Annotated in this window: 15 protein-coding genes; 13 read left to right on the forward strand and 2 right to left on the reverse strand. The window is 36.9% G+C overall.

Annotation, left to right across the window (positions count from 1 at the left end; translation table 11 throughout):
- The first annotated feature begins 6 nt into the window (after nt 1-6).
- The gene (locus M3089_RS04095) at nt 7-2,193 is read left to right on the forward strand and encodes a type IV secretory system conjugative DNA transfer family protein (protein WP_249081869.1); all 2,187 of its coding nucleotides are present in this window, start codon (nt 7-9) and stop codon (nt 2,191-2,193) included.
- Complete coding sequence (locus M3089_RS04100) at nt 2,190-2,720, forward strand: glycoside hydrolase family protein (RefSeq protein ID WP_249081870.1); 531 nt, start codon at nt 2,190-2,192, stop codon at nt 2,718-2,720. Before M3089_RS04095 ends, M3089_RS04100 begins: the two co-directional genes overlap by 4 nt.
- 74 nt (nt 2,721-2,794) lie before the next feature.
- Here the strand turns inward: M3089_RS04100 and M3089_RS04105 are convergent, their stop codons facing one another.
- Nucleotides 2,795-3,301, reverse strand: a complete 507-nt coding sequence (locus M3089_RS04105; protein WP_249081871.1) for a hypothetical protein — start codon at nt 3,299-3,301, stop codon at nt 2,795-2,797.
- A gap of 206 nt (nt 3,302-3,507) precedes the next feature.
- Between M3089_RS04105 and M3089_RS04110 the strand changes: the two genes are divergently transcribed.
- The 11 genes from M3089_RS04110 (at nt 3,508) to M3089_RS04160 (ending at nt 21,673) form a co-directional block, all read left to right on the forward strand.
- Nucleotides 3,508-3,720, forward strand: a complete 213-nt coding sequence (locus M3089_RS04110) for a helix-turn-helix transcriptional regulator (protein WP_249081872.1) — start codon at nt 3,508-3,510, stop codon at nt 3,718-3,720.
- Nucleotides 3,721-3,784: 64 nt separating this feature from the next.
- Nucleotides 3,785-5,797, forward strand: coding sequence for a methylation-associated defense system DNA methyltransferase MAD2 (gene mads2 / locus M3089_RS04115; protein ID WP_249081873.1), 2,013 nt, complete (start codon nt 3,785-3,787; stop codon nt 5,795-5,797).
- A complete protein-coding gene (mads5, locus tag M3089_RS04120; RefSeq protein WP_249081874.1) occupies nt 5,794-7,158 on the forward strand; it encodes a methylation-associated defense system restriction endonuclease subunit S MAD5 in 1,365 nt (454 codons plus the stop codon). The genes mads2 and mads5 overlap by 4 nt, the downstream gene beginning before the upstream one ends.
- A gap of 26 nt (nt 7,159-7,184) precedes the next feature.
- Nucleotides 7,185-11,336 (forward strand): methylation-associated defense system protein kinase MAD6, encoded by a 4,152-nt coding sequence (mads6, locus tag M3089_RS04125; RefSeq protein WP_249081875.1) that lies wholly within the window; start codon nt 7,185-7,187, stop codon nt 11,334-11,336.
- A 9-nt stretch (nt 11,337-11,345) separates the two neighbouring features.
- On the forward strand, nt 11,346-12,917 hold the full coding sequence (gene mads7, locus M3089_RS04130) for a methylation-associated defense system protein MAD7 (RefSeq protein WP_244055635.1): 1,572 nt from the start codon (nt 11,346-11,348) through the stop codon (nt 12,915-12,917).
- Between the two features lie 11 nt (nt 12,918-12,928).
- Entirely contained in the window at nt 12,929-18,376 is a 5,448-nt protein-coding gene (gene mads8, locus M3089_RS04135) for a methylation-associated defense system ATP-binding protein MAD8 (protein ID WP_249081877.1), read from the forward strand.
- On the forward strand, nt 18,376-19,038 hold the full coding sequence (locus M3089_RS04140; RefSeq protein WP_249081878.1) for a PP2C family protein-serine/threonine phosphatase: 663 nt from the start codon (nt 18,376-18,378) through the stop codon (nt 19,036-19,038). The genes mads8 and M3089_RS04140 overlap by 1 nt, the downstream gene beginning before the upstream one ends.
- A complete protein-coding gene (locus M3089_RS04145) occupies nt 19,035-19,667 on the forward strand; it encodes a hypothetical protein (RefSeq protein ID WP_122103760.1) in 633 nt (210 codons plus the stop codon). The genes M3089_RS04140 and M3089_RS04145 overlap by 4 nt, the downstream gene beginning before the upstream one ends.
- Nucleotides 19,668-19,672: 5 nt before the next feature.
- Complete coding sequence (locus M3089_RS04150; RefSeq protein WP_249081880.1) at nt 19,673-20,224, forward strand: hypothetical protein; 552 nt, start codon at nt 19,673-19,675, stop codon at nt 20,222-20,224.
- A gap of 174 nt (nt 20,225-20,398) precedes the next feature.
- Nucleotides 20,399-20,788: a hypothetical protein gene (locus M3089_RS04155; RefSeq protein WP_249081882.1), complete on the forward strand. Its 390-nt coding sequence runs from the start codon at nt 20,399-20,401 to the stop codon at nt 20,786-20,788.
- Nucleotides 20,789-20,902: 114 nt separating this feature from the next.
- On the forward strand, nt 20,903-21,673 hold the full coding sequence (locus M3089_RS04160; protein ID WP_249081884.1) for an agmatine deiminase family protein: 771 nt from the start codon (nt 20,903-20,905) through the stop codon (nt 21,671-21,673).
- Between the two features lie 77 nt (nt 21,674-21,750).
- On the opposite strand, the gene M3089_RS04165 is transcribed toward M3089_RS04160, so the two are convergent.
- The coding region (locus tag M3089_RS04165; RefSeq protein WP_249081885.1) for a hypothetical protein at nt 21,751-22,102 on the reverse strand (352 nt) is incomplete at its 5' end.

The raw sequence follows: 22,102 nt of genomic DNA on the forward strand, positions 1-22,102 counted from the left end.
GCTTGAATGGAAGAAACTAAAGAACTACAGACCACGTATAAAATATTCCGCTACTTGATTTATCTGTCACTGATAGTGGAATTTTTCGAATATGCCATTAATCCTGAACTACTGGATTATTGGGGTGGCATTCTGTGCGATATTCATGGCCGTATAAAACGGTGGTATATTTATCAGGACGGCAACCTTATATGGAGTAAAATAGCCACCTTTATACTTATCTGCATCACCTGTATAGGAACACGTAATAAGAAGCATCTGGAATTTGATGCTCGTCATCAGGTATTCTATCCGCTGTTTGGTGGACTCGTTATAATAATATTGTCTATTTGGCTTTACGGCCAGAGTATGGGTATGAAATTCTATACGATCAGTTTGAGCTACTGGTTGTATATGGTTGCGTCAATCATTGGCACCATATGTATACATGTAGCCCTTGACAATATATCCAAGTTCTTAAAGGAAGGGCTTCTTAAAGACCGTTTTAATTTCGAGAATGAGTCTTTTGAACAATGCCAGGAGTTGCAGGAAAACAAGTACAGTGTCAACATCCCTATGCGCTATTATTATAAGGGAAAATTCCGTAAAGGATGGGTGAACATTGTCAATCCATTCCGTGGCACGTGGGTTGTCGGTACACCGGGTTCAGGTAAGACTTTCTCCATTATCGAACCATTTATCCGTCAGCACAGCGCAAAGGGCTTTGCCATGGTCGTGTACGATTATAAATTTCCGACACTTGCCCAGAAATTATACTATCATTATAAGATTAATCAGAAGGCCGGGAAAGTTCCTAAGGACTGTAAGTTCAATATCATCAACTTTGTAGATGTAGAGTATTCCAGACGTGTCAATCCTATCCAACAGAAGTACATCGGAAACCTTGCTGCTGCCAGCGAAACTGCTGAAACTCTGTTGGAATCACTGCAGAAAGGTAAGAAAGAAGGTGGTGGCGGTAGCGACCAGTTCTTCCAGACTTCTGCTGTGAACTTCCTCGCTGCCTGCATCTACTTCTTTGTCAACTATAAAAAAGTGCCTTACGACAAAGACGGCCATGTTCTCATTGCAGAGATGACCACTGAGCCGAAGACGCACCGACCAAAGCCTACAGGCCGAGTATTTGACCAGACAGGCAAGGAAGTGGAGCCTGAATATTGGTTGGGTAAATATAGCGACATGCCCCATATCCTGTCCTTCTTGAATCAGGATTACCAGACAATCTTTGAGGTACTGGAGACAGACCCAGAGGTTGCCCCCTTGTTAGGACCGTTCCAGACAGCCATGAAGAACAAGGCGATGGAACAGTTGGAAGGTATGATTGGTACACTGCGTGTCTATACATCCCGTCTGGCCACCAAAGAATCCTATTGGATATTCCATAAGGATGGCGATGATTTTGACCTGAAGGTGTCTGATCCGAAGAATCCGAGCTATCTGCTTATAGCGAATGACCCAGAAATGGAAAGCATCATCGGTGCCTTGAATGCTCTGATTCTAAACCGTCTTGTAACTCGTGTGAATACCGGTCAGGGCAAGAATATCCCTGTGAGCATCATTGTGGATGAGTTGCCTACTCTCTATTTTCACAAGATAGACCGACTGATTGGTACCGCCCGAAGTAACAAGGTCAGTGTCACATTAGGTTTCCAGGAATTGCCGCAGCTCGAATCCGATTACGGAAAGGTTGGAATGCAGAAAGTTATCACAACAGTGGGTAACGTAGTCAGTGGCTCAGCAAGAGCAAAAGAAACTTTGGAGTGGCTTTCTAACGACATCTTCGGTAAGATTGTCCAGCTAAAAAAAGGTGTAACCATTGACCGTGACAAGACCTCCATCAATCTCAACGAGAATATGGACAGCCTTGTTCCGGCAAGTAAAATTTCTGATATGCCCACTGGATGGATTTGTGGCCAGTCTGCTCGTGATTTTATCAAGACCAAGACAGGACGTGGTGATAGCATGAATATTCAGGAGTCAGCCGAGTTCCAAACCTCCAAGTTCTATTGCAAAACTGATTTCGACATGAAGAAGATTGCCGAAGAGGAAGCGAACTACAAAAATTATCAGATACCGAAATTCTACACCTTCCCTTCAAAGGATGCCAAGGAACGTATTCTGTACCAGAACTTCGTGAGTGTCAATCTTGATGTCAAGAACATGATTGACGAGATAACAAAATTTAAAGTAAAATGAGTTTCAGGATAATAGCAGCTTTTGTCATATTCATATTTGGTATGAGAGTTAATGGCCAGACGGTAACGCCGTCTGAGCCACTCTCTAAAACCCTAACAATTTTCGACCTTCCACCTTTTGAAAGAGCAGTCTGTTGCATCAGGTTCTATGAGGGACTACATCGAAAAAAAGATTATCCTTACGTTGGATATGGACATCGGCTACGACCCGGAGAAAGGTATTCATCCGAGATGACTGCCTCTGAAGCAGAAGCTCTTCTCCGTAAAGACCTCAAAGAGCTATGTTCCTTGTTTCGTCCCTATGGTAAAGATTCACTTTTGCTCGCAGCGTTAGCTTATAATATTGGAGCTTTCAAGCTTTTAGGATTAGACGGTAAATACCCAAAGAGTATAATCCTTAAAAAACTTGATTCAGGAGACAGAAATATAAAAAATGACTATGTGCAGTATTGCCACTGGCGTGGAAAGAAGATTGCTTCCATAGAGCGACGGCGATATGCTGAATTTTTATTGTTATTCGATTCATGAATATATAATACCACTGGAAAATGCCTCAGTATCTTTCCAGTGGAATTTATATTTAGTACACATGACAGTTAGGTTTATTTCCCATTACTATATTCATGTATAACAGCTTTCTGAGCCTCATTCAAGGCATCCCATTGTGTTCCCCCAGGAGTTAATACCATTCCTATTATTGCCTTTCTGGTTTCTTTCGGCAAAGACTTCCATTGTTCTTTTTCCTTATCAGAGAATGCTCCTGGCACTAACATATTCAAAACATCCAAAGCTGTAAGTTCATTATCAGTTGCTTCTGACAACGACTTCTTCACCTCTCTTTTCGTCGCACAGGTATCAACGGATAAAGCCAAACCGGTAGTGTCATTTGATACTGACACTCCACAAAATCCAAACATCTTAGCAAGCAAGTCTTTGGGGATAGTAAATTGAACATTTGCCTTTTTGCTTTTGTTTGCCCTGCTTTTGGATAGAGAATTGTGAACCATCGTCTGTGTTTTAGGTAAAGCCATTCGAACTTGTGACTGAGCACAAATTCGAGGGATGGCCACAAACATTGCCAATACTGATATGATTAAATACCTACTCATATAAATTCCTTAATTTAATCTACAAATTAACAAAGAATTAGCTTAAATGAATTATATCAGTCACAATAATTCAAGTATTTTCAAACCTTAGTTATGCTCTAAATTGATAAAAAAGCCATTTTCTTGTCTCAAAAGCGATATTTTTTCTAAATCAGAAATGTATTTGCGAGAAAAACATTAGTTTTGTATATTATAATCATAGCATTATGGAGAATAAAGATCTGAATCGTTTAAAAGTGGTGCTTGCGGAGAAGAAACGAACGAATAAGTGGCTTGCAGAACAACTCGGGAAAGACCCAGCTACTGTTTCAAAATGGTGTACAAACTCAGCACAGCCCAACTTGGAGAATCTCATGGAGATTGCAAAATGTTTAGAAGTAGATGTTAATGAACTTCTAAGAATGGACCAACATGGATGATCAATAATTCATCCGAATTTAAAAGAACATAGTACTTTTACTAATTTGAAAAGAAATAACCAATATGGCTGAAGAGATAAAAGATGAGATAGTTCTGAACGATGATGAACTGATCTGCGTCCTAACTGGGAACAAGAAAAAGGCAAATGCTAAGGAACTGATGCTTCAATCAGTAATCCTTCAAATGAATGAAGAATATGGATTTGAAATGTCTGACATGAAACGAGATTTTACGTTTTCTTTCCAAGACGATGAAGATAAACGTAAACGTGTCACAGTCGATCTTGCTATATTCCGTGCAGGTGCTACCAAAGAACCTGAAAATCTTGAACGCATTTGTATTGTTTGCGACACTAAAGTGAAAGCTGCCGATTCCAAGAAAGGTGTTGAAAGTACATTGAATTATGCCCTACGTGCATCTTCCTGTGATTTCGGATTATGGACTAATGGTGATGAACTTCATTTCAGTCAAAGAATAGAAGATGCTGTCGGCAATGAGAAGATTGTCGATATTGCAGATTTTCCAGGAGTCGATGAATCCATTGAAGATATGGAACGTAGAGGAGACCGTTCTCAGCCTCGTAAACCTGCAAACGATTCGTTAATCAGAACATTCAAGCGTTGTCATGATTATATCTACGGAAATGAAGGAAGAAAGAAAGATGCCTTTTGGGAGCTTCTAAATCTCATCTTCTGTAAGATTTATGATGAGAAGCGCAGATACCTCTGTGCAGAACGCAATGAATCGTATCATCGTCAATTTTGGGTCGGTGTAAAGGAAAGGAATACCATTGAAGGTCAAAAGGCTGTGGCAAAGCGTATAAAATCTATCTTTGAACAGTTGAAAACCGATGCAATATTTAAGGAGGTATTTGCTGGAAATGAACAGATTTCATTATCTGATTATGGAGTAGCTTATGTTGCGTCTGAAATCGCAAAATACTCCTTTTTGGATGCTACAGTTGATGTCAAGGGTACTGCATATGAGACTATTGTTAGCAACACGTTAAAACAAGAGGCTGGTCAGTTTTTTACTCCTCGAAACGTAATAAAATGTATGGTGGAGATTATTAATCCTACAATTAATTCTCGTGTACTTGATCCAGCATGTGGGTCTGGAGGTTTCATTGTTATGGTACTTGATCATGTCCGCAAACAGATAACCAAGAATATGTTTCCAGAATTAGATGGTCCATTACTTGAAGCAAAGGCTAATTCTGATACAGTTAATGAAAAAGTCAAGGAGTATGCTGAGAATATGATTTTTGGATTTGATTTTGACCCAGACTTAAAGAAAGCAGCTAAAATGAATATGGTAATGGCTGGTGACGGTCATTCAAATATATATAATATTAATTCACTTGAATATCCTAATGGCACTCTTCCTGATGTAGATAGAGTCAGCGTATCTGTCGCTAATAGTGTAAAACACAAAGGCGATATAAAAGATTGTGATAGCGCTTACTCATTAGAAAATGCAATGGGCAAATTTGATTGTATTTTCACAAATCCTCCATTTGGCTCTAAAGTCGAGGTTGCTTCTACTATATCAGAGAATTATGAACTGAAAGCTTTTACTGCACCTGAAGTTCTATTCATTGAACAGTGCCACAATTTCTTGAAACCAGGAGGAAAAATGGGAATAGTATTGCCGGACGGAATACTTGGCAATCCGAATACTGAGCCTGTCCGTAAGTGGATATTGGAGCACTTCAAACTATTAGCAAGCATTGACTTGCCGGTAGAGACATTCCTTCCACAAGTAGGAGTTCAAGCGTCATTGTTGTTCCTTCAGAAAAAGACTGCTTTGGAACGCTTAATTGACACTAACAGTGAAATGTATGATGTATTTATGGCTATTGCAGAAAAGGTTGGGAAGGATCGTAGAGGCAATGTAATTTACGAAAAAGACGATGATGGCGCAGAAATTCTTTTTGTTGAAAAGAAAGAATGGGCCAGCTACAATCGTAATGGAGATCTTATCAAACGCCAGCGCATAGAACGCATAAAACATGTTGATGACGATCTACCCAAGATAAGTGCAGCTTATAAAAAGTTTTTGGAGGGGGAATTATGAAATGTAATAATATAAATATCCATAACGCATTATCAGCATCCTATAGATTTGATCCGTCATATCATTTAAGTGATGCTATAAGTTTTAGGTATTTACAGCAAAAATTACCTTATGAAAAGGTACCTATCAGAAATGTTGTAGAAAGAGTATTTTTAGGAAACATATTTTCGAGAATCTTTGTTAAAGACAAAGAGTATGGAGTACCTTATCTTGCAGCTTCTGATACAGTTCTTGCAAATTTAGATACAAATAGATACTTATCTAAAAAACAATCCCAGGAATTAAGTTACTTGAAACTGCATAAAGGTTGGATACTTATTACTTGTTCTGGGACAATAGGGAATGTAATATTCACAAATTCGGAATTTGAAGATAGAATAGCAACTCATGACCTAATTCGGGTCATTCCAGATGATAGTAAAATGTTAAAAGGGGTTCTTTATGCTTACTTAGCTTCAAAATTTGGATACTGCCAATTGACACAATCAAGATTTGGCGGTGTTGTGAAGCATATAAACGCCGAACATGTATATGACATTACAATTCCATTATTTCCTAAAGATCTACAAATAAAAATCAACGATTTAATTCAAGAATCATCAAAGTTAAGAGAAGAAGCTTCAGATAAATTAAAAGAGGCCCAGAATCTAATCCTACATGAACTATGTGTTAATATATCAAAACGAAATTTTGGAAAAGTCTCTATTTCTAGCATAATACAGTCTCATAATAGTCGATTTGATGCTAATTTCCATATATCTGAAGGTGCAGATATAGAAAGATACCTATGGTCACATTATAAATGTAAGCCTTTGGGAAATCTGTGCACAAGCATATCAAGACCAAACATTTTCAAAAGATATTATGTAAATCATGGTATTACCTTTTTAGGTGGAGCGGACATATTTTTGGCTACACCCAATAGCGATAAGCAGTTATCAAAAAAGAAAACTGAGAATATAAATGATTTGTTAATCGAAGAGGGGACAATTTTACTTCCTCGGTCCGGCACTATAGGCAATGTGGCATGGGTACACGCCGGACATGCTCAGAAGCTGGCTTCTGAGGATGTCATTCGGTTAAAACCGAATGACATCCTCAGAGGTGGGTACCTCTTCGCTTTTTTATCGACATCAATAGGACGTTCTTTGATTCAAAAGTATATTTTCGGATCGGTTATTCAGCATATTGAAGCACCTCATCTAAGCTTAATACCAATACCTGTTTTAGATGATAAAATTATTTCACGTGCTCATGACAATGTGATAACATATAGTAAAAATATGGGTGAAGCCATCAAGAAAGAATCGCAAGCAATAGCCCTTATTGAACAAGAAATAGAAAGCTGGAATAAAAAATAAAAGAAGAACTTAAAGTATAGATAAATATGGCAAAAATATATGTACCCAAATTTTCCGGAGGCCCTGTTAATGCAGGAGAAGAAAGACTCCTTAAGTTCTTGGAGCTAAAGCTACCTGATAATTACTATCTGGTTCCAAATGGAGAATATCCGAGTATGAATGCACAGGGTGCAGTTCAATATTGGGAATATGACTGTATAGTCATAGCTCCTCATGCTATCTACGCCATAGAGAATAAAGATTATAAAGGACGAATAGAAGCAAATGATACCTCGTGGTTTATAAATGATACAGAGAAGCCAAATCCGATAAAATCAGCTACATTCAAAAGCAAATTATTAGCCAGCTATCTAAAAAAGAAAGATCATCGCTTTGGTTTGGCCTGGGTTGATGCTATTGTAACTCTTAGTTCTTTTGGACAAAACAAATCTGGTTTTGAAAGCGGTTCGTATTGCGATAACAAAACATTCCTCTTGAATGAAGAACTTGTTGATTATCTTATGGATTATGACCGCCTTCATAAGTCTGCAAATGCTATCAGCCATCTTCAATTGTCAATTATGGAATATCTTGTCGGTAGCAGCGAGTCCAAAAAGAAGAAAAAGACAGAGGTCTGCAATTATATTATTGATGAAATATTAGAAGCAAATGATGACTATGTAGAGTATTTGTGTCATAGCAAGTTTTTACAGGATAAAAAGCATAAAGTTCGTGATTATGCTCTTGATAAAGAGGGCTTGTCACCGATGCAACTCGATAGGCACAATAAGTTGGTGCATAACGCTGAGATGAGTGAAGAGTTATTACCGGCCTCTCCTCTTATCATCAAAAGCCGTTGCCAAACTAGTGAAGACGGGAATCATTACTATGTTATTACCGATTATTTGGAAGAACATTCATTGCGCAGTGCCATGCAAAGGAATACTTTTACAGATAAAGATAAAGTTATGATTATCCTCGACTTGGGTAAAGCTCTTGTTTTGGCTCATGAAAATGGTATCATTCATCGTAATGTGTGTCCTGAGAATATTTATATTCAAGTTGATAGACATGCTGCTTTAGCCAATTTTGGCCTATCATATAATGTGCTGCATGAGCCTGACAAACAAAATATATCTTTAAGTATGGATGCGTTCGATCGTGATCCATATACATCAGAGGATGTACTCATTGGAGATTATTCGCCATCTTCAGATGTTTACTCTTTTGGAGTTATTGTCTATGAGCTTATGGTTGGCGAATTACCGTTCTCAAATTACTTGCAACTTAAAGCAAAGGGAGGCTCATTAACTGAAGACATGATGCCGAGCAAACGAAACCCTAATGTAGATCCTTGGGTTGACATTGTATGTAGTAGAATTATAGTAGAAGATGCTAGCCATCGATGGTCTAATATTGAGGAAATCTGTGACTATATTTTTGAAGAGGCTATTGAGAAGAAATACGGTCAACAGGAAAAACATCCTGAAGCCAAAGACTGGAGTGAATTGAAAAATGGGGATATGATAACTCCTGAAATATCACTATACAAGGAGTTGGGTGAAGGTGGATTCTCAAAAGTCTTTCAAGCTATCCATACTCTTCAGCCCGGAGCAATGTTTGCTGTCAAAATATTCAAGGAAGGAGTTAGTCCACAATCTACAATAGATGAATTTAACGCACTAAAGGATGTTAATCATCCGAATATTGTCCGTTTTAAATTCAATGGTACAACCTACGGTGGATTATTCTATACCTTAATGGAGTTCATCAACGGTAAGGATATAAGAGAATACTGCCTTGGAGATAAGTATTTTACTCTTCCTATAATATATAAGTTCATTCATGAGATGGCTTCAGCTCTCGTGTATCTTCATGCCAGGAAACTCAGGCATCGTGACATCAAGCCTGAGAACATTATCTTTGAGAAAAGTGGAAAGTTTGTTCTGATAGACTTCAATATCGCTACAAGTAATGTTCATGATCTTGACAAAGTTGGAACATGGCCGTATTTAGCACCTGATTTAATGAATGGGCAGACCATGCAATGGGAAGATAGTGCAGACACATTTGCGTTGGGCATAACATTATATGAGTTATTGACACACAGCTATCCTTGGCCCGGCAAAAGAATACCTATTTTAGATAAGGTGCCAACAGATATTATGTCGTTAAATTCTTTAATAAGCCCAGACTTTGGAACATTCGTCATGAAGGCAATCAATACACGACATGAGAATCGATTCAAGACAGCAAAAGAGATGTTGGAGTCTCTAGAGGCTATTGGAGAATCTGGAATAGCTAAGAAAACAGAAGTCGCTGTCCTTGACTATAACGGACAAGAGCTGCAAATAGTCGATTATATCAATAGCCTTTATAGCCAAAGCCAAGGAGGAAATGCTGGAACACGTGCAGGATGGAAAGGCAATAACATATTGGATAAAGAGACATATACAAAGACAAAGTTAGATACCGACCTGCTTTCTGCAATTAAGGAAGGAAAATATCGTCTTCTGATCATTACAGGAAATGCCGGTGATGGTAAAACGGCATTTATACGTCAGGTAGAACAATGTAGCGATGAAATTAAGTATTTTGACGACACTCATAATGGAGCCCGTATTCTCTTGAATGGGATTGTATATCAGACTAATTATGATGGTTCTCAGGATGAAAAAAATATGAAGAACGGTGATGTTCTAACCGATTTTTTCAAACCATTTGAAGGATTAAATGCCGATTTCAGTCAAGCACCAGAAGGCCGTATTATTGCCATCAATGAAGGTAGATTAATGGACTTTCTTGAAGGATCTCCTGAACATAAATTCCTCTATGATGCTATTGATGAATACTTTTATAAAGGTGGAATCGCCAAACTTCCTGATGGCGTAATGATTATCAATTTGAATCTACGTTCAGTAACAGCAAAGGACGATAATGGCAACTCATTACTACGTAAACAAATCAAGGCTTTGACGTCTCCTCATCTGTGGAGCAAATGTAGAGCTTGCCCATTAGCGAGCAAATGTTTTATTAACTTTAACGTTAGCTCTTTTAATGATTCTGCCGTAGGAAACGAAATTATCACTCGTCTCGAATGGATTGTAAGAACCATAGTTTATAAACGAGAAGTTCACATTACTATGCGAGACTTGCGCTCCATGATAGCGTGGATGCTGACTCGCGATTATACTTGTGACCAAATACCAGCCCTCATTCAAAGAGAAGAAGACATAAAATCTAAACTTGAAGAAGCTTCAGATACTTATACAAAGGCTGTATTACAGCAAGAATACGAACAGATACGCCTTGAAGAGTGGCTTAGGTTATATTTTAATGTAACAGCACCAGAAAGTGCTTATTTCCCTCATTTACGATCAGAGGATAGAATCATTAAATTGTTGCGAGAAACAGATATTGCAAATGTTGCAATTCCAGATAAGGATAGAGATTTGTATTATCGTGACAAAAACGAACTTGATTATTTGGCTTTTGCCTCTCGTTCTACGACATCATTGTTAGATGAATTCAATTCATTGCTAACAATTAAGCCAAGTTATGATATGTCACCTAAGGAGATAGAGTTCTTAAAGATACGTCATCAAACCTTTATCAGACATCAGTACTTTGAGGGAAAAGTCGATTTCATGCAACGAATGCCATATCAATCTATCAAAGATTTCTATGGGATTCTTAACAGTAATGATACAAACTGGTTAGCTGAAAAAAAACGTTTGGCTTATGCCATCTCATGTAGTGAAGGTTGCTGGAATCCAAGAATTTCATCTCGACATCTGCTTCTTTCTTCATCAAGAGTGAATGACCCGAGTGGAAAGAGCTATCGAAGATTTCCACTAGAAGACTTTGACTTGATGGTAGATACAAATGAGCGTCTTACAGAGTTCCTTGAACATGAACATGACAATTTTGTTTTCAGATACAAAAAGAACCATTCTGTTCAACTTACTGTATCGCTAGATTTGTATGAAATGTTATACTACATCAAGAACGGATTTAGCCCTTCAATAAGCGATCTTAGAGGTCGTTTTATCGAGTTGCAGGTATTTAAGAACTTACTTGCAAGCGAAACCTATACAGAGGTCATCGTGACCAATAATGAGAAGTCTTATTATAAGATTTCTCTTGAAAGAAAAAATATGCAACTGATAGTTGAACCATTGAATACTGAGGAGGAATAAACCATGCAGATGCCTATAATAGACAAAGAAGAAAAAGCTTTCCGCGACCCATATATCTTTGCATCAGATGTAAAAGCTATTACGCTCGACAATGTTTTAGTGAATCTATTTATGCTCATGCGTAATAATGGAGCACGTATCAAGCTCATGTTAAAGTCAGGAATATTTCATGATATTAAATCTCTAAAGAAGTATTTCCAGATTTTAGAGGAGAAACATGATGTTTCCGGTTATTCAGAAAATCCTGAAGCAATAGAAAGCTGGCTAAGAAGTAGCCTTGTAAATATGGTATTTCGAGGCAAGGCAAAAGAGAATGTCGCTTCTATGCGTCCTCTTCATTTGGAAAGCTATAGAATACGCAATCAACGGCATACTCGTGACTATAACTCTGCAGACCAGTTATTCATCATGCTAAGTCTGCGTCCAGAAGTAATGAAGGCTCTCAAAGATTATCTTTCAATCGGCTGGGACAATGTAAGCCGGAAATTAGTTGATAGCTCAACGTTGGATGTGGATACCGCTGGTATTCTTCATTTGATTAAACTGGTTGAAATAGACACTAAAGCGTCATCATCGCAAATAGTTATTAAACCATTGTTGGAAAAGCAGGCAAATCTTTTCTGTGATGATATAATGCGTCTCTTAGCATATCAGAATAGTATTCCACGCTCTGTATTTATTGAATATTTGCGCATATTAGTTGGATTCCACCTGTCTCTATATTTTCAGAAACTCATATATCTTTTGCCCAAAATGGTTGAAGAAGGTACGGTTGAAGTAGTGGACGATTGGAATCAAGTAGTAGATTTGACGGATAAACTTGAAAGTAGCGTAGCCCCTATTGCTTGTGCGGATATGAATAAGACTTTAAATGGATTGATTGATTATATCCGTGCATCCTACTCTATAAGAGTAATGCGCCGACTTGAGACTCCAAATGCAACTGTTGCAAAAGCTCTTTCAATGATAAAGAACCCAACTGTTGAAATTAATGCTGTAATAAAGGTGAAGTTGCTTAGTATTTTCAATAGGTATGGCGAAAATGCAAAAACGAATGAGGAACAACAGGATGCTGAACAAAATGTTAAGGATTTACAAGATTATCTTAGATATGAGGTAACCCCTCTTGATCAATATGTACAGTGTTTAATGAAAGTAGGTGCCGCATACCAATTAAAATTCTCTCGTGACTTTATTGATAAAGCTTCAATGAAGAATGAAGCATCTGCTTTGATTATTGATGGAAGAAGCCGCAAGCATCCAAGACGTGGAGCAATTGGATCAAAATTATTAGAAGTACTAGTGCAACTATTGGTTCTCGAACAAACACCTTCTGGAGAAATAGGGTCAAAACCTCTCAGTATTCGCCAACTTGCAAAAGAAATACGGGACAGATATGGTTTAATAATTGATGGCACAGATGAACCTCGATTTAAGGACGCCGACATTAAGACACATCTGGCATTTAAAGAAAACATGAACGCACTCAAAAACAAATTGCGACAAATTGGTTTCTACACGGATTTAAGTGATGCTTCTTCTTTACAGAAGATTCGTCCGAGGTATAAGTTCAACCATTAATAAAAGAAACAATGAATATAATAAAAGCATACTACGACCATATCCTTGACATATTCATGGAGGTATATGGCAAAAGCATAGAGTCTGCACAACCAGGTAATTGCATGAAAGTCACAAGTCTGTCTTTAGACATATTACGTGACTTGTATGCTCGTTTGTCTCTGCTTAACACCGAAACTCTATTCTATATACTAACAGAAGATCCCGATATGACGGGAGCAGAGTATATAACACCTACAAAGTTGATTGAACTCCGGAATGATTTAACAAAATCCATTTTAGTGCTCATACCTGTTAATAGCTCAACATCGGCTGAGGACTCTTATGGTAATGCTACTTTTAGGGAGTTAAGCATTTCAGACTTTGATGAAATACTATATAAGAAACTTCAAACACAATTATCTGGCAAACAAGCCATAAAAGAGGCATTAAATTATGCAGGAAAAGATCTTGACTGTACACTCCAGGATAAGATCAAATACCTACTGTATGTTATCTTAAATGGGGAAACAGACGAAGCAATTGGAAACGGGTTATATTTGCTAAACTTGCTTCCTGACTCCTCTTTAGTTTCAAAAAAAGAGTATATTCCTCAGTTTCTTGTCAAAAACGATGAATGTATATCTGTAATGGCTGATTATTCAATGGCTATTGCAGATAGGATTAGTTCAATTCCTGTAAAACCAGGAACAATTCAACAAGATGTAGCAAAATTTTTGCGTGAGAACAACTCACTAATTAACAGAAAGGACTTATGCGCACAAGTTTTGGAGAACTATCCTCAGTTGAATTTTTCTAATTGGTATAGCTATCTAAAGAACATTACAGAATTAGGTGTACTACATGTAACAAAAGTAGAATTAGGTGGTAAAGTCTTTCATCTTGACGGTGAAGACATAAAACTTAAAATGGAACCAAGTAAAGGAGCCAAAGTCAAACTACGAATCTACTTCTCCCCCAAACCCAGTGCTTATACCGAATTAAAGAAAGTAAAGATTGCCATCATGAATGGCGATGGCTTCTATAAAGAGACTGATGTTGTAACTAAAAAAATATCAGAAAACAACAAGGATTATCGTGACATAACATTTTCACTGAATAACGCCTTTGAGAACGGAACATATTTTTTCCATGTATATGCAGAAAACAATGACGGTACTGAGCTGAATGTATCAGACGCGTTTAGGGATGAAGCTATTCAACATGAATGGGAAAAGGTTAAAACAAGCGGTAATATAAGTAAGGAAGAGTTTCAACAGCAGACCAGACGACTGCTGACCTCTGACAGTGATACGTTCTTCTTGCAAGTCGTAAACGTTACGGATGAGCCTGAAGAAACAGGTACTCGTATGAAAATAAATAATGTACTTCAAGCTTATTTCCGCTATCGTATCGAACTCAATCGAAAAGGCCAGGAACTCACAACCCCTCAAAGACAAGCAATAAATGACAAATCAGGGAAAACATCTGACGATGAATATAAGAGTTGGCAGTTTGCAACGCATATAAAAACATTTCAATTACGATATGATACAAACAACAACTATCAGATTCCACTCTCAATCAAGCTTCTTGAATTGGAAGAGACGATTCTAAAAAACAGCAAAAAGCTGGGTTATATTGATGCTATAATATCAGATAACTATACAGATGAGACCCTCAAATCAATAATTCTGAGAGAAATAGATGATTTACAAATACCTGAATCTCTTATTGAGAAAAGAGTGTCTTTATTTGAAAGCATTCTTAATTCAGCACCAGACAGAACTGGAGTAATTGAGACTTACGAAGTATTCAACCACATCAGCGACATAAAGGAGTATATTCATGAATATCATGCATGGCTAAAATCTCTTGATGAAAAGAATATAAGTCAGTCATTAGCCGTTCTCATACAAAGTATTGATACTGTTTCTCTTCAAATAGAGATGCCAGATGGCAGAATTGCTCATACAAAACTGCTGACACCTCTACATCCTATAAGACTGGGATGGTTAGTCAATATATATGAGCAATATGAAGAATGGGAAGCCAAAACTGCAGAAGATCCTCGCTACAGAAAGCCTGATGTTTGGTATAAGAAGCTGGACAACTTGTTCTATGGAGATTTACTTCAGGATGTTGCTCCATTAGTTATGCGCGACATTCATAATGAGGACTATCTCCAATATGTTGGTGAACTATGTTTTGGTTGGGGATTCTACGTTAATCCTCAGCAGTCTGGTGATGACACCTTCTCGACAGGATTTCGCCAGCTAAAAGCATATGTGTCCCAATTACTTAATATTGGTGTTCAGTATCGTATAGATTCTGATGTGAACAAGCAGATGGTTTACCGTCTGATTTGGAAGTATATAACACAGCATCCTTATACAAACAAGCTTATTATCAATATATTCAATGCCGGAGATGCAGCTGTTTTCGCTGACAACCTTGTTATGCTTGAACGTGATACCGCAAATACACCTTTTGATATTCATTACGAAATCAGGATGTTTTGCGATGATAAGCGCTTTCCGCAAGGAGAAGCATTAAGAGACTTATTAAATCCGGATACCCAAGTATCAGAAGAAGCAGAGAATTTTTCTCAGCCAGATGATAACAGGCTATTCCCAAAATTGCGTTTTTCGGTCAATAGCGTGGATGAATTTACCAATGACCCTAATAAATATCCGGCTCATCTGTCTTTCTTGGTAAATCCATTTCCAACAAAAGCATCGCTTAAACGCTCAAACACACGGCAACAGTCATTTTTCTTAAATGGCGTTATCACCCGTCCGATAATTCAAGTAGAAAAAGCGGAAAAGGGTTACATGTGGCATAGATATATCTCTGAAGCACCATTAGCAAATCCTGTATCAAATTTTTCTAATGAAACTCAGGAACTTTTTTCAACTCTTCAGTGGATAGTTGCAAACTCTATGACTACAGATCATGAAGTATCTGTACCATCGCTTACGCTAAGCATCAAAGATAAAAACTCCATCCTACTGTCATATGTGCATGATATTAGTGACTGGGTAATAACTTTTGATAAAAACATGGGACCGGAATTCTATGATATTCCATGCAAAGAAGGTGAAACTCCGTATCTTTTAGATTATCTTCCGAGTGTGGAGTTAAATGGTATATCATCATTCCTGACTTGCAGACCGACATCAGAAATAGAAGGATTATTAGTGCCTTATTTTAAGAACTTTGGTATAAACCTGAGTGATAAAGAGTCTTTTTTTGAACTTTTAGCTGATATTCGTTCTGTTTCAAGTAGTATGATAATGCAACTAGGAAGCACCAGAAACAAGGCTTTTGAAGTCTTGGGTACAACCTTGATGAAACGAATGTTACGGAAAAAAGACCTTCTTTCTGATTCATTCATAATTCCTATAGATCTTCACCAGGAGTTATTCCGAGATATGGATGCAGAATCACACGAGCGTGCAGATAACCTGTTGGTTGATTTTCATACAAATAAAAGAGAGATTGTTTTCACTGTAATTGAAATCAAATGTCGTCAAAACTTATCTGATGATGAACTTTCAGCATTACAGGAAAAAATGCGTCACCAAATAGATAACACTATTTTAGCTCTAAGAAAACGTTTTGACATTGATTTTCAAGCTCCAGATCGACTGGACCGGGAGCTGATGACACTTGAATTGCAGTCTCTGCTCATATTTTATTCAAAACGTGCAGCAAGGTATCAATATCTCAATGAAGAAACAGCAGATGAATATGAGAAGTTTATCCTTTCTTTGATTCAAGGTAATTACACAATCAGATTCAAGAGGCTCGGATTAATATATCAATTTGGCAGTACTGAATATCAACGGAAAGATGACATGAACGAGATATTATACTATATCATGGGAAAGCCTATGATTGAGCGTATTCTCGACAAAGACATGTCCGTCAAGACAATTGATTTGGAAATGATGAATGCTGATGAGGATTTCCGCACAGCTTTTGAGACATCTGATCGATTGATACGCGAAGAATCCTTTAAATTGAGCCATCACGAAGAAGAATTACCATCTGAAGAGACAGATAATGTAGGGCCTTCTGAAAAATCACAAGGAGATATTATTGATTCTTCAGAACATGAGGAAGTAAAGGATGAGTCTAACTTCGGAGAAAATATAGTTAATGTAAATACTTCAGACTCAGAAAAAATAGATTCTGATAGTAACGAAAAAGAACAATGCAATAATGCAAAAACAACTTCAAAACAAGAAGAGATAGCTGATTATAAGGCACCAGTCTACGATATTCTCATCGGTAAGACTAGCGGAAGTGAACAATATGGTATTCTTGGTGAAAGTATTAATGGTCACAAGAAAATTGCTATTGATCTGAGTGAGACGAATACGATAAGTCTTTTTGGTGTTCAAGGTGGAGGTAAAAGCTATACAATCGGAACTATCACGGAGATGACCCTAAAGCAGTTCCCCAATATAAACCTCTTGCCGGCACCTATGGCCAGTGTCATCTTCCACTACAGCGAAAGCATGGATTATGCACCTGAATTTACCTCGATGATTTATCCGAATGACGAAGCTGGTCAGTTGAAGAAGCTTAAGGATATTTATGGAGCAGAGCCTGATAATATTAATGATGTCATTATGCTTTGTCCTATTGACAAATTGGAGGAAAGGCAGGAAGAGTATCCTTCAATAGAAATTCATCCTATTGCATTCCACTCTACAGACTTAAATGTTCAAGATTGGATGTTCCTACTGAAAGCTGTTGGAAATGAGTCCACTTATATAAATCAGCTTCGTGCTATAATGAGAGCGAACCGAAAAAATCTCAACCTTAATAGCTTAAAGCAGAGTGTTGATGCGTCTCCATTACTTTCTGCTTCACAAAAAGCATTAGCACAACAACGTTTATCTTTTGCTGAAGAATATATTGATGATAGTCGAAAACTGGGTTCTTTACTCCGTCCAGGTCGCTTGATTATTGTGGATTTGAGAGATGAGTTTATTGACAAAGATGATGCCCTTGGCCTTTTCGTAATAATGTTGAATATATTCGCTGGTGTTAAGGAATATCAAGGAATAAGATTCAATAAATTCATTGTTTTTGATGAAGCTCATAAATACATGGACAACAAGGAGTTGACAAGTACTATTGTCACTGCTATACGAGAAATGAGACATAAAGGAGTGTCAATGATGATAGCAAGTCAGGATCCAATGAGCCTACCAACAGAGATAATTGAACTTTCGTCGATAATGCTGATGCACAAGTTCAATAGCCCTCAATGGGTTAAACATGTACAAAAATCTATAACCCAACTACAAACATTATCATCTTCAGATATGGCTACATTAATGCCTGGAGAAGCTTATTTATGGGCAACTAAATCTACCGACAAAGGAGTAACGAGCCGTCCTATGAAAATAAGTACAAGACCAAGAGTGACCAAACATGGAGGTGATACAATTAAAGCTGTATAATGGAAATAATTAAATATAGTAATATAGGATGTCGTGAAATAAATCAAGACTGTCTCGCATCACTGTCGTTCGATCATGATAAAAGTATTCATATTGTAGCAGATGGTATAGGTGGATATGACTGTGGAGAGATAGCCTCAAAGATAGTATGTGAAAGTTATATTCATGGATTAGTCAATAATCTGTCTATAGATGAAGTGACTAAGGAGGTTTCAAGAAATATTCAAACAGAATGCAGGAACTTAGGCGTCTCCAAGATGGGGAGCACTGTTGCTGCTGTATTCCTGAATGGTTTACAAGCTTCAATTTTTTGGGCTGGAGATTCAAGAGTATATGTCTTTAGGGATAAACATCTTTTATATCAAACAGAAGATCACTCATTATTGAATGAATTAAGCCGTGTAAGAGAACTCACTTTTGACGAAAAAAAACGGTACAAGCATATAATAACACGCTCTATCATGGGCAATGCTGACGACAAGGTTGATCATGATAACTTCGAATTATGCTTTGGGGACGAAATTCTAATATGTACGGATGGTATGTATAATGAATATCCTATTGATTATTTAATAGAATCAATCCGCATGGATAAACTTGACATAGAGAAAAAAAATGATAGTTTTACGGATAATCACTCATTTATATACATATTGTTATGAGAATTGAATGTGACAAAGTCATAACCACAGATGATTTTGATGAGAAATATTCTATGTGGCAGGGCCGAACATTGACCGTCATGGGAGAATACATAAAAGTTAGTCAGCCAGGTATACATTCTCGCTATTTTGACACAATATATTTGTTCGAAAGCACTGGAATTATGATTGGTTTTAAGTATGATGGAGTCTTACCAGAATGTTATATCTCAACCCAAGACGGTTTTGAGTCAGATTGTTATGTCGATGCAGCACCATACTTATTTCAAGACAAAGATAGGATTTTCGCAGTCGTAAAACGCAGCTATAGGAATGTCGATCTTCACAAACAAGTTATTGGATTGACAATAATCGACACAAGCAATTTGATGCCTATTGATGAACGATACACATGGCCAATGTGGGAAAGTATAGAATCTATACATAATGGTGCAGTGCTTATAAAAAAAGGTGACTGCTCATATGGACTATCAAGCATTGATAAATTCCCTGCATGTAATCTTGTAAGAAACGCCTATTTAATCAAACAAGATATCGATGAAGAAAACGTTTATCTTGTTTACGGTTCAAGTATGGAAGTAGATATGAAACGGATAGATTTTACAAAGAAATTAGTTAAAATCAAGTAGATATTATGATTCTAAACAGTCTGATAATTGATGCAATAAAGAAAAAGTCAGGACTATGTTTTGACAAGGCAAAGGACTATGATATCTTATGTGATAAAATATTTTCATCAACAAATAGAACAATAGGCGTTAATACTATTAAGCGGCTAATGGGATATATAGTAGATGACCGAAAAACGAATGAATATACATTGAATACTGTAGCAATGTATATGGGGTTTCAGTGTTGGAATGACATGTATGGAGCCTTTCGTTTAGATAGTGAGTGGAATTATTCTGATGATACAGTATATGTTCAAGATTTACATTTAGGCTCTACTATTAAGATTAAGTACTTGAATCGCACGATTATATTTCAAGTTATCACATTTAAAGGGATTCAGGCTCTTAAAGTAATAGAAGCAACCAACAGTAGTTTGAAAGCAGATGACATTCTATTTGTAGAACATTTAAGAAGAGGAGAAATTCTCGAATCAAAAGTTGTCTACAGAGGAGACAAAATAGGTAACTATCGTACTAATGGTGAAATTTTGGAGATGGAAGTTATTAATGAGTAGGTATTATTTCTTGTCAAGTGAGGAAAAGAAAAAAATAACGAGTTATGACAGATGCGTTGAAAAAAACAAGTAGTGGACAAATATAAAGGAAGCATCATCTTTTGCTGTTTCTTAAAGGAAGATGCAAAAATTATGAAAGACTTATAAAATGTTTCATCTTTCACACTTAAAATTATGGTTAAAATCAATTTAGATAATTTTAAAAACTCTGACGGAAGTGTATTCGTTTATCGGCCTAAAGTGTTCTTTGACAATTTGTGTTTTGAATATACCGAAAAGACTGTAGATGAGAAATTAGAAATTCTATCAGAATTAGTTATTAATGGTCTGGATCTTGTTTCTGAAATTGAAAAATATATAGAAAATCGTTCACCTGTCACCATAACATCCTTAAAGGATACATTAGCATACTATTTCTTGTACCTTAGAGGTGAAGATCCATATTCTACTGGATTCCATGGATTAGACGAATTTTCAGAAACCCAATTAGCTGCCATGCTCCAAGAATCATTAGAAGCGCATTACAATGATATATGCTTCAAAAATAGCATTAATATATTGTAAACCAATTACATGTATAATATGATACAAGATAAAGATACTAATTTCGTTTACATATCGAACAAGTTGAGTCTTTGGAAAAACTATAGTACGTTTTGCAATGAATTGATGTCAGTCATGGATGAATTGAAAATTCCTTATGGAAAAATCTATGATGCAAAAGATATTTGGGCAAGAGATTTCATGCCTATTCAGATAGAAGAAAATGTTTTCTTAAAATACCAATATGCACCGGATTACCTAGTCAAAATTGAAAAGAGAAAGTCATACATAACAGATTGTACGGAAGCGTGTCGAAAATTAGGCATACAATATCGAGAGACTGACATAGTAATTGATGGAGGTAATGTTGTACTATGTGGTGATAATGTTATTATGACCGATAAAGTTTTTGCAGAAAACAACAGGGATAAAAATGATGTAGACTTTCTCAAACAATTAGAAAACACTTTCGGGCATAAGGTAATTATTATACCATGGCACGCTACTGGAGCATTAGATGATGAAAAAGCTGATGTTTATGGACATGCAGATGGTTTTATAAAATACTGTGGAGGGAATCGTATTCTCATGGGCAATCATCGTGATTCTGATGAAGAAGAAGCTATTATGATTCGCCAAGTACTTGAAGAAAACGGTTATGTAGTAACTGAGATGTTATTTACAGTACAAGAGCCCAGATACGACTTAAATTGGGCATATATCAATTTCCTTCAAGTCGGTAACAACATTATATTACCGAAGTTTGGCATCAATGAAGATGAACAGGCAAAACGTTTTATACAAACAGCGTTTCCCTATTGTCGAGTACGACAAATAGACTGTAATGCAATTGCGAAAGATGGAGGAGCATTACATTGCATAACATGGAATATCTTCAACCCCTGATTCTACTCCTATGAAGTAACAAAATTATATGGTAATGGCTACCGGGCGGGAGAACTATCCCTGCGGCAGCCATTTTATCATTTTGCTTCATTTGTTAGTTCATCAATATTGAATGTAAATGTATAATCATTCTGTACATTCTCAATCATAATCGGCATCATGATTGTCAGTTTCTTGCCAACTAATGCAGGCGCCTCAGAATTAAATGCTTCAGGCGTTTTATAGACACAAGGAACCAGATAACTTTCTCTCCATCCTCCATATTGACCCGAGATATAATATACATTATCTGTAGGTAATAGAATATCACTTATACTTGCTCCTTTAGGTATTGTAGTGGAAGGCTGAGAAGAATTTCTGTCAATATACTTTACTCCAGAATGCATTACTCGTCCAACCTGCCCTTTTACATCAACATAGCTGACATCA

This window comes from Marseilla massiliensis, assembly GCF_023336985.1.
Lineage (GTDB): Bacteria > Bacteroidota > Bacteroidia > Bacteroidales > Bacteroidaceae > Prevotella > Prevotella intestinigallinarum.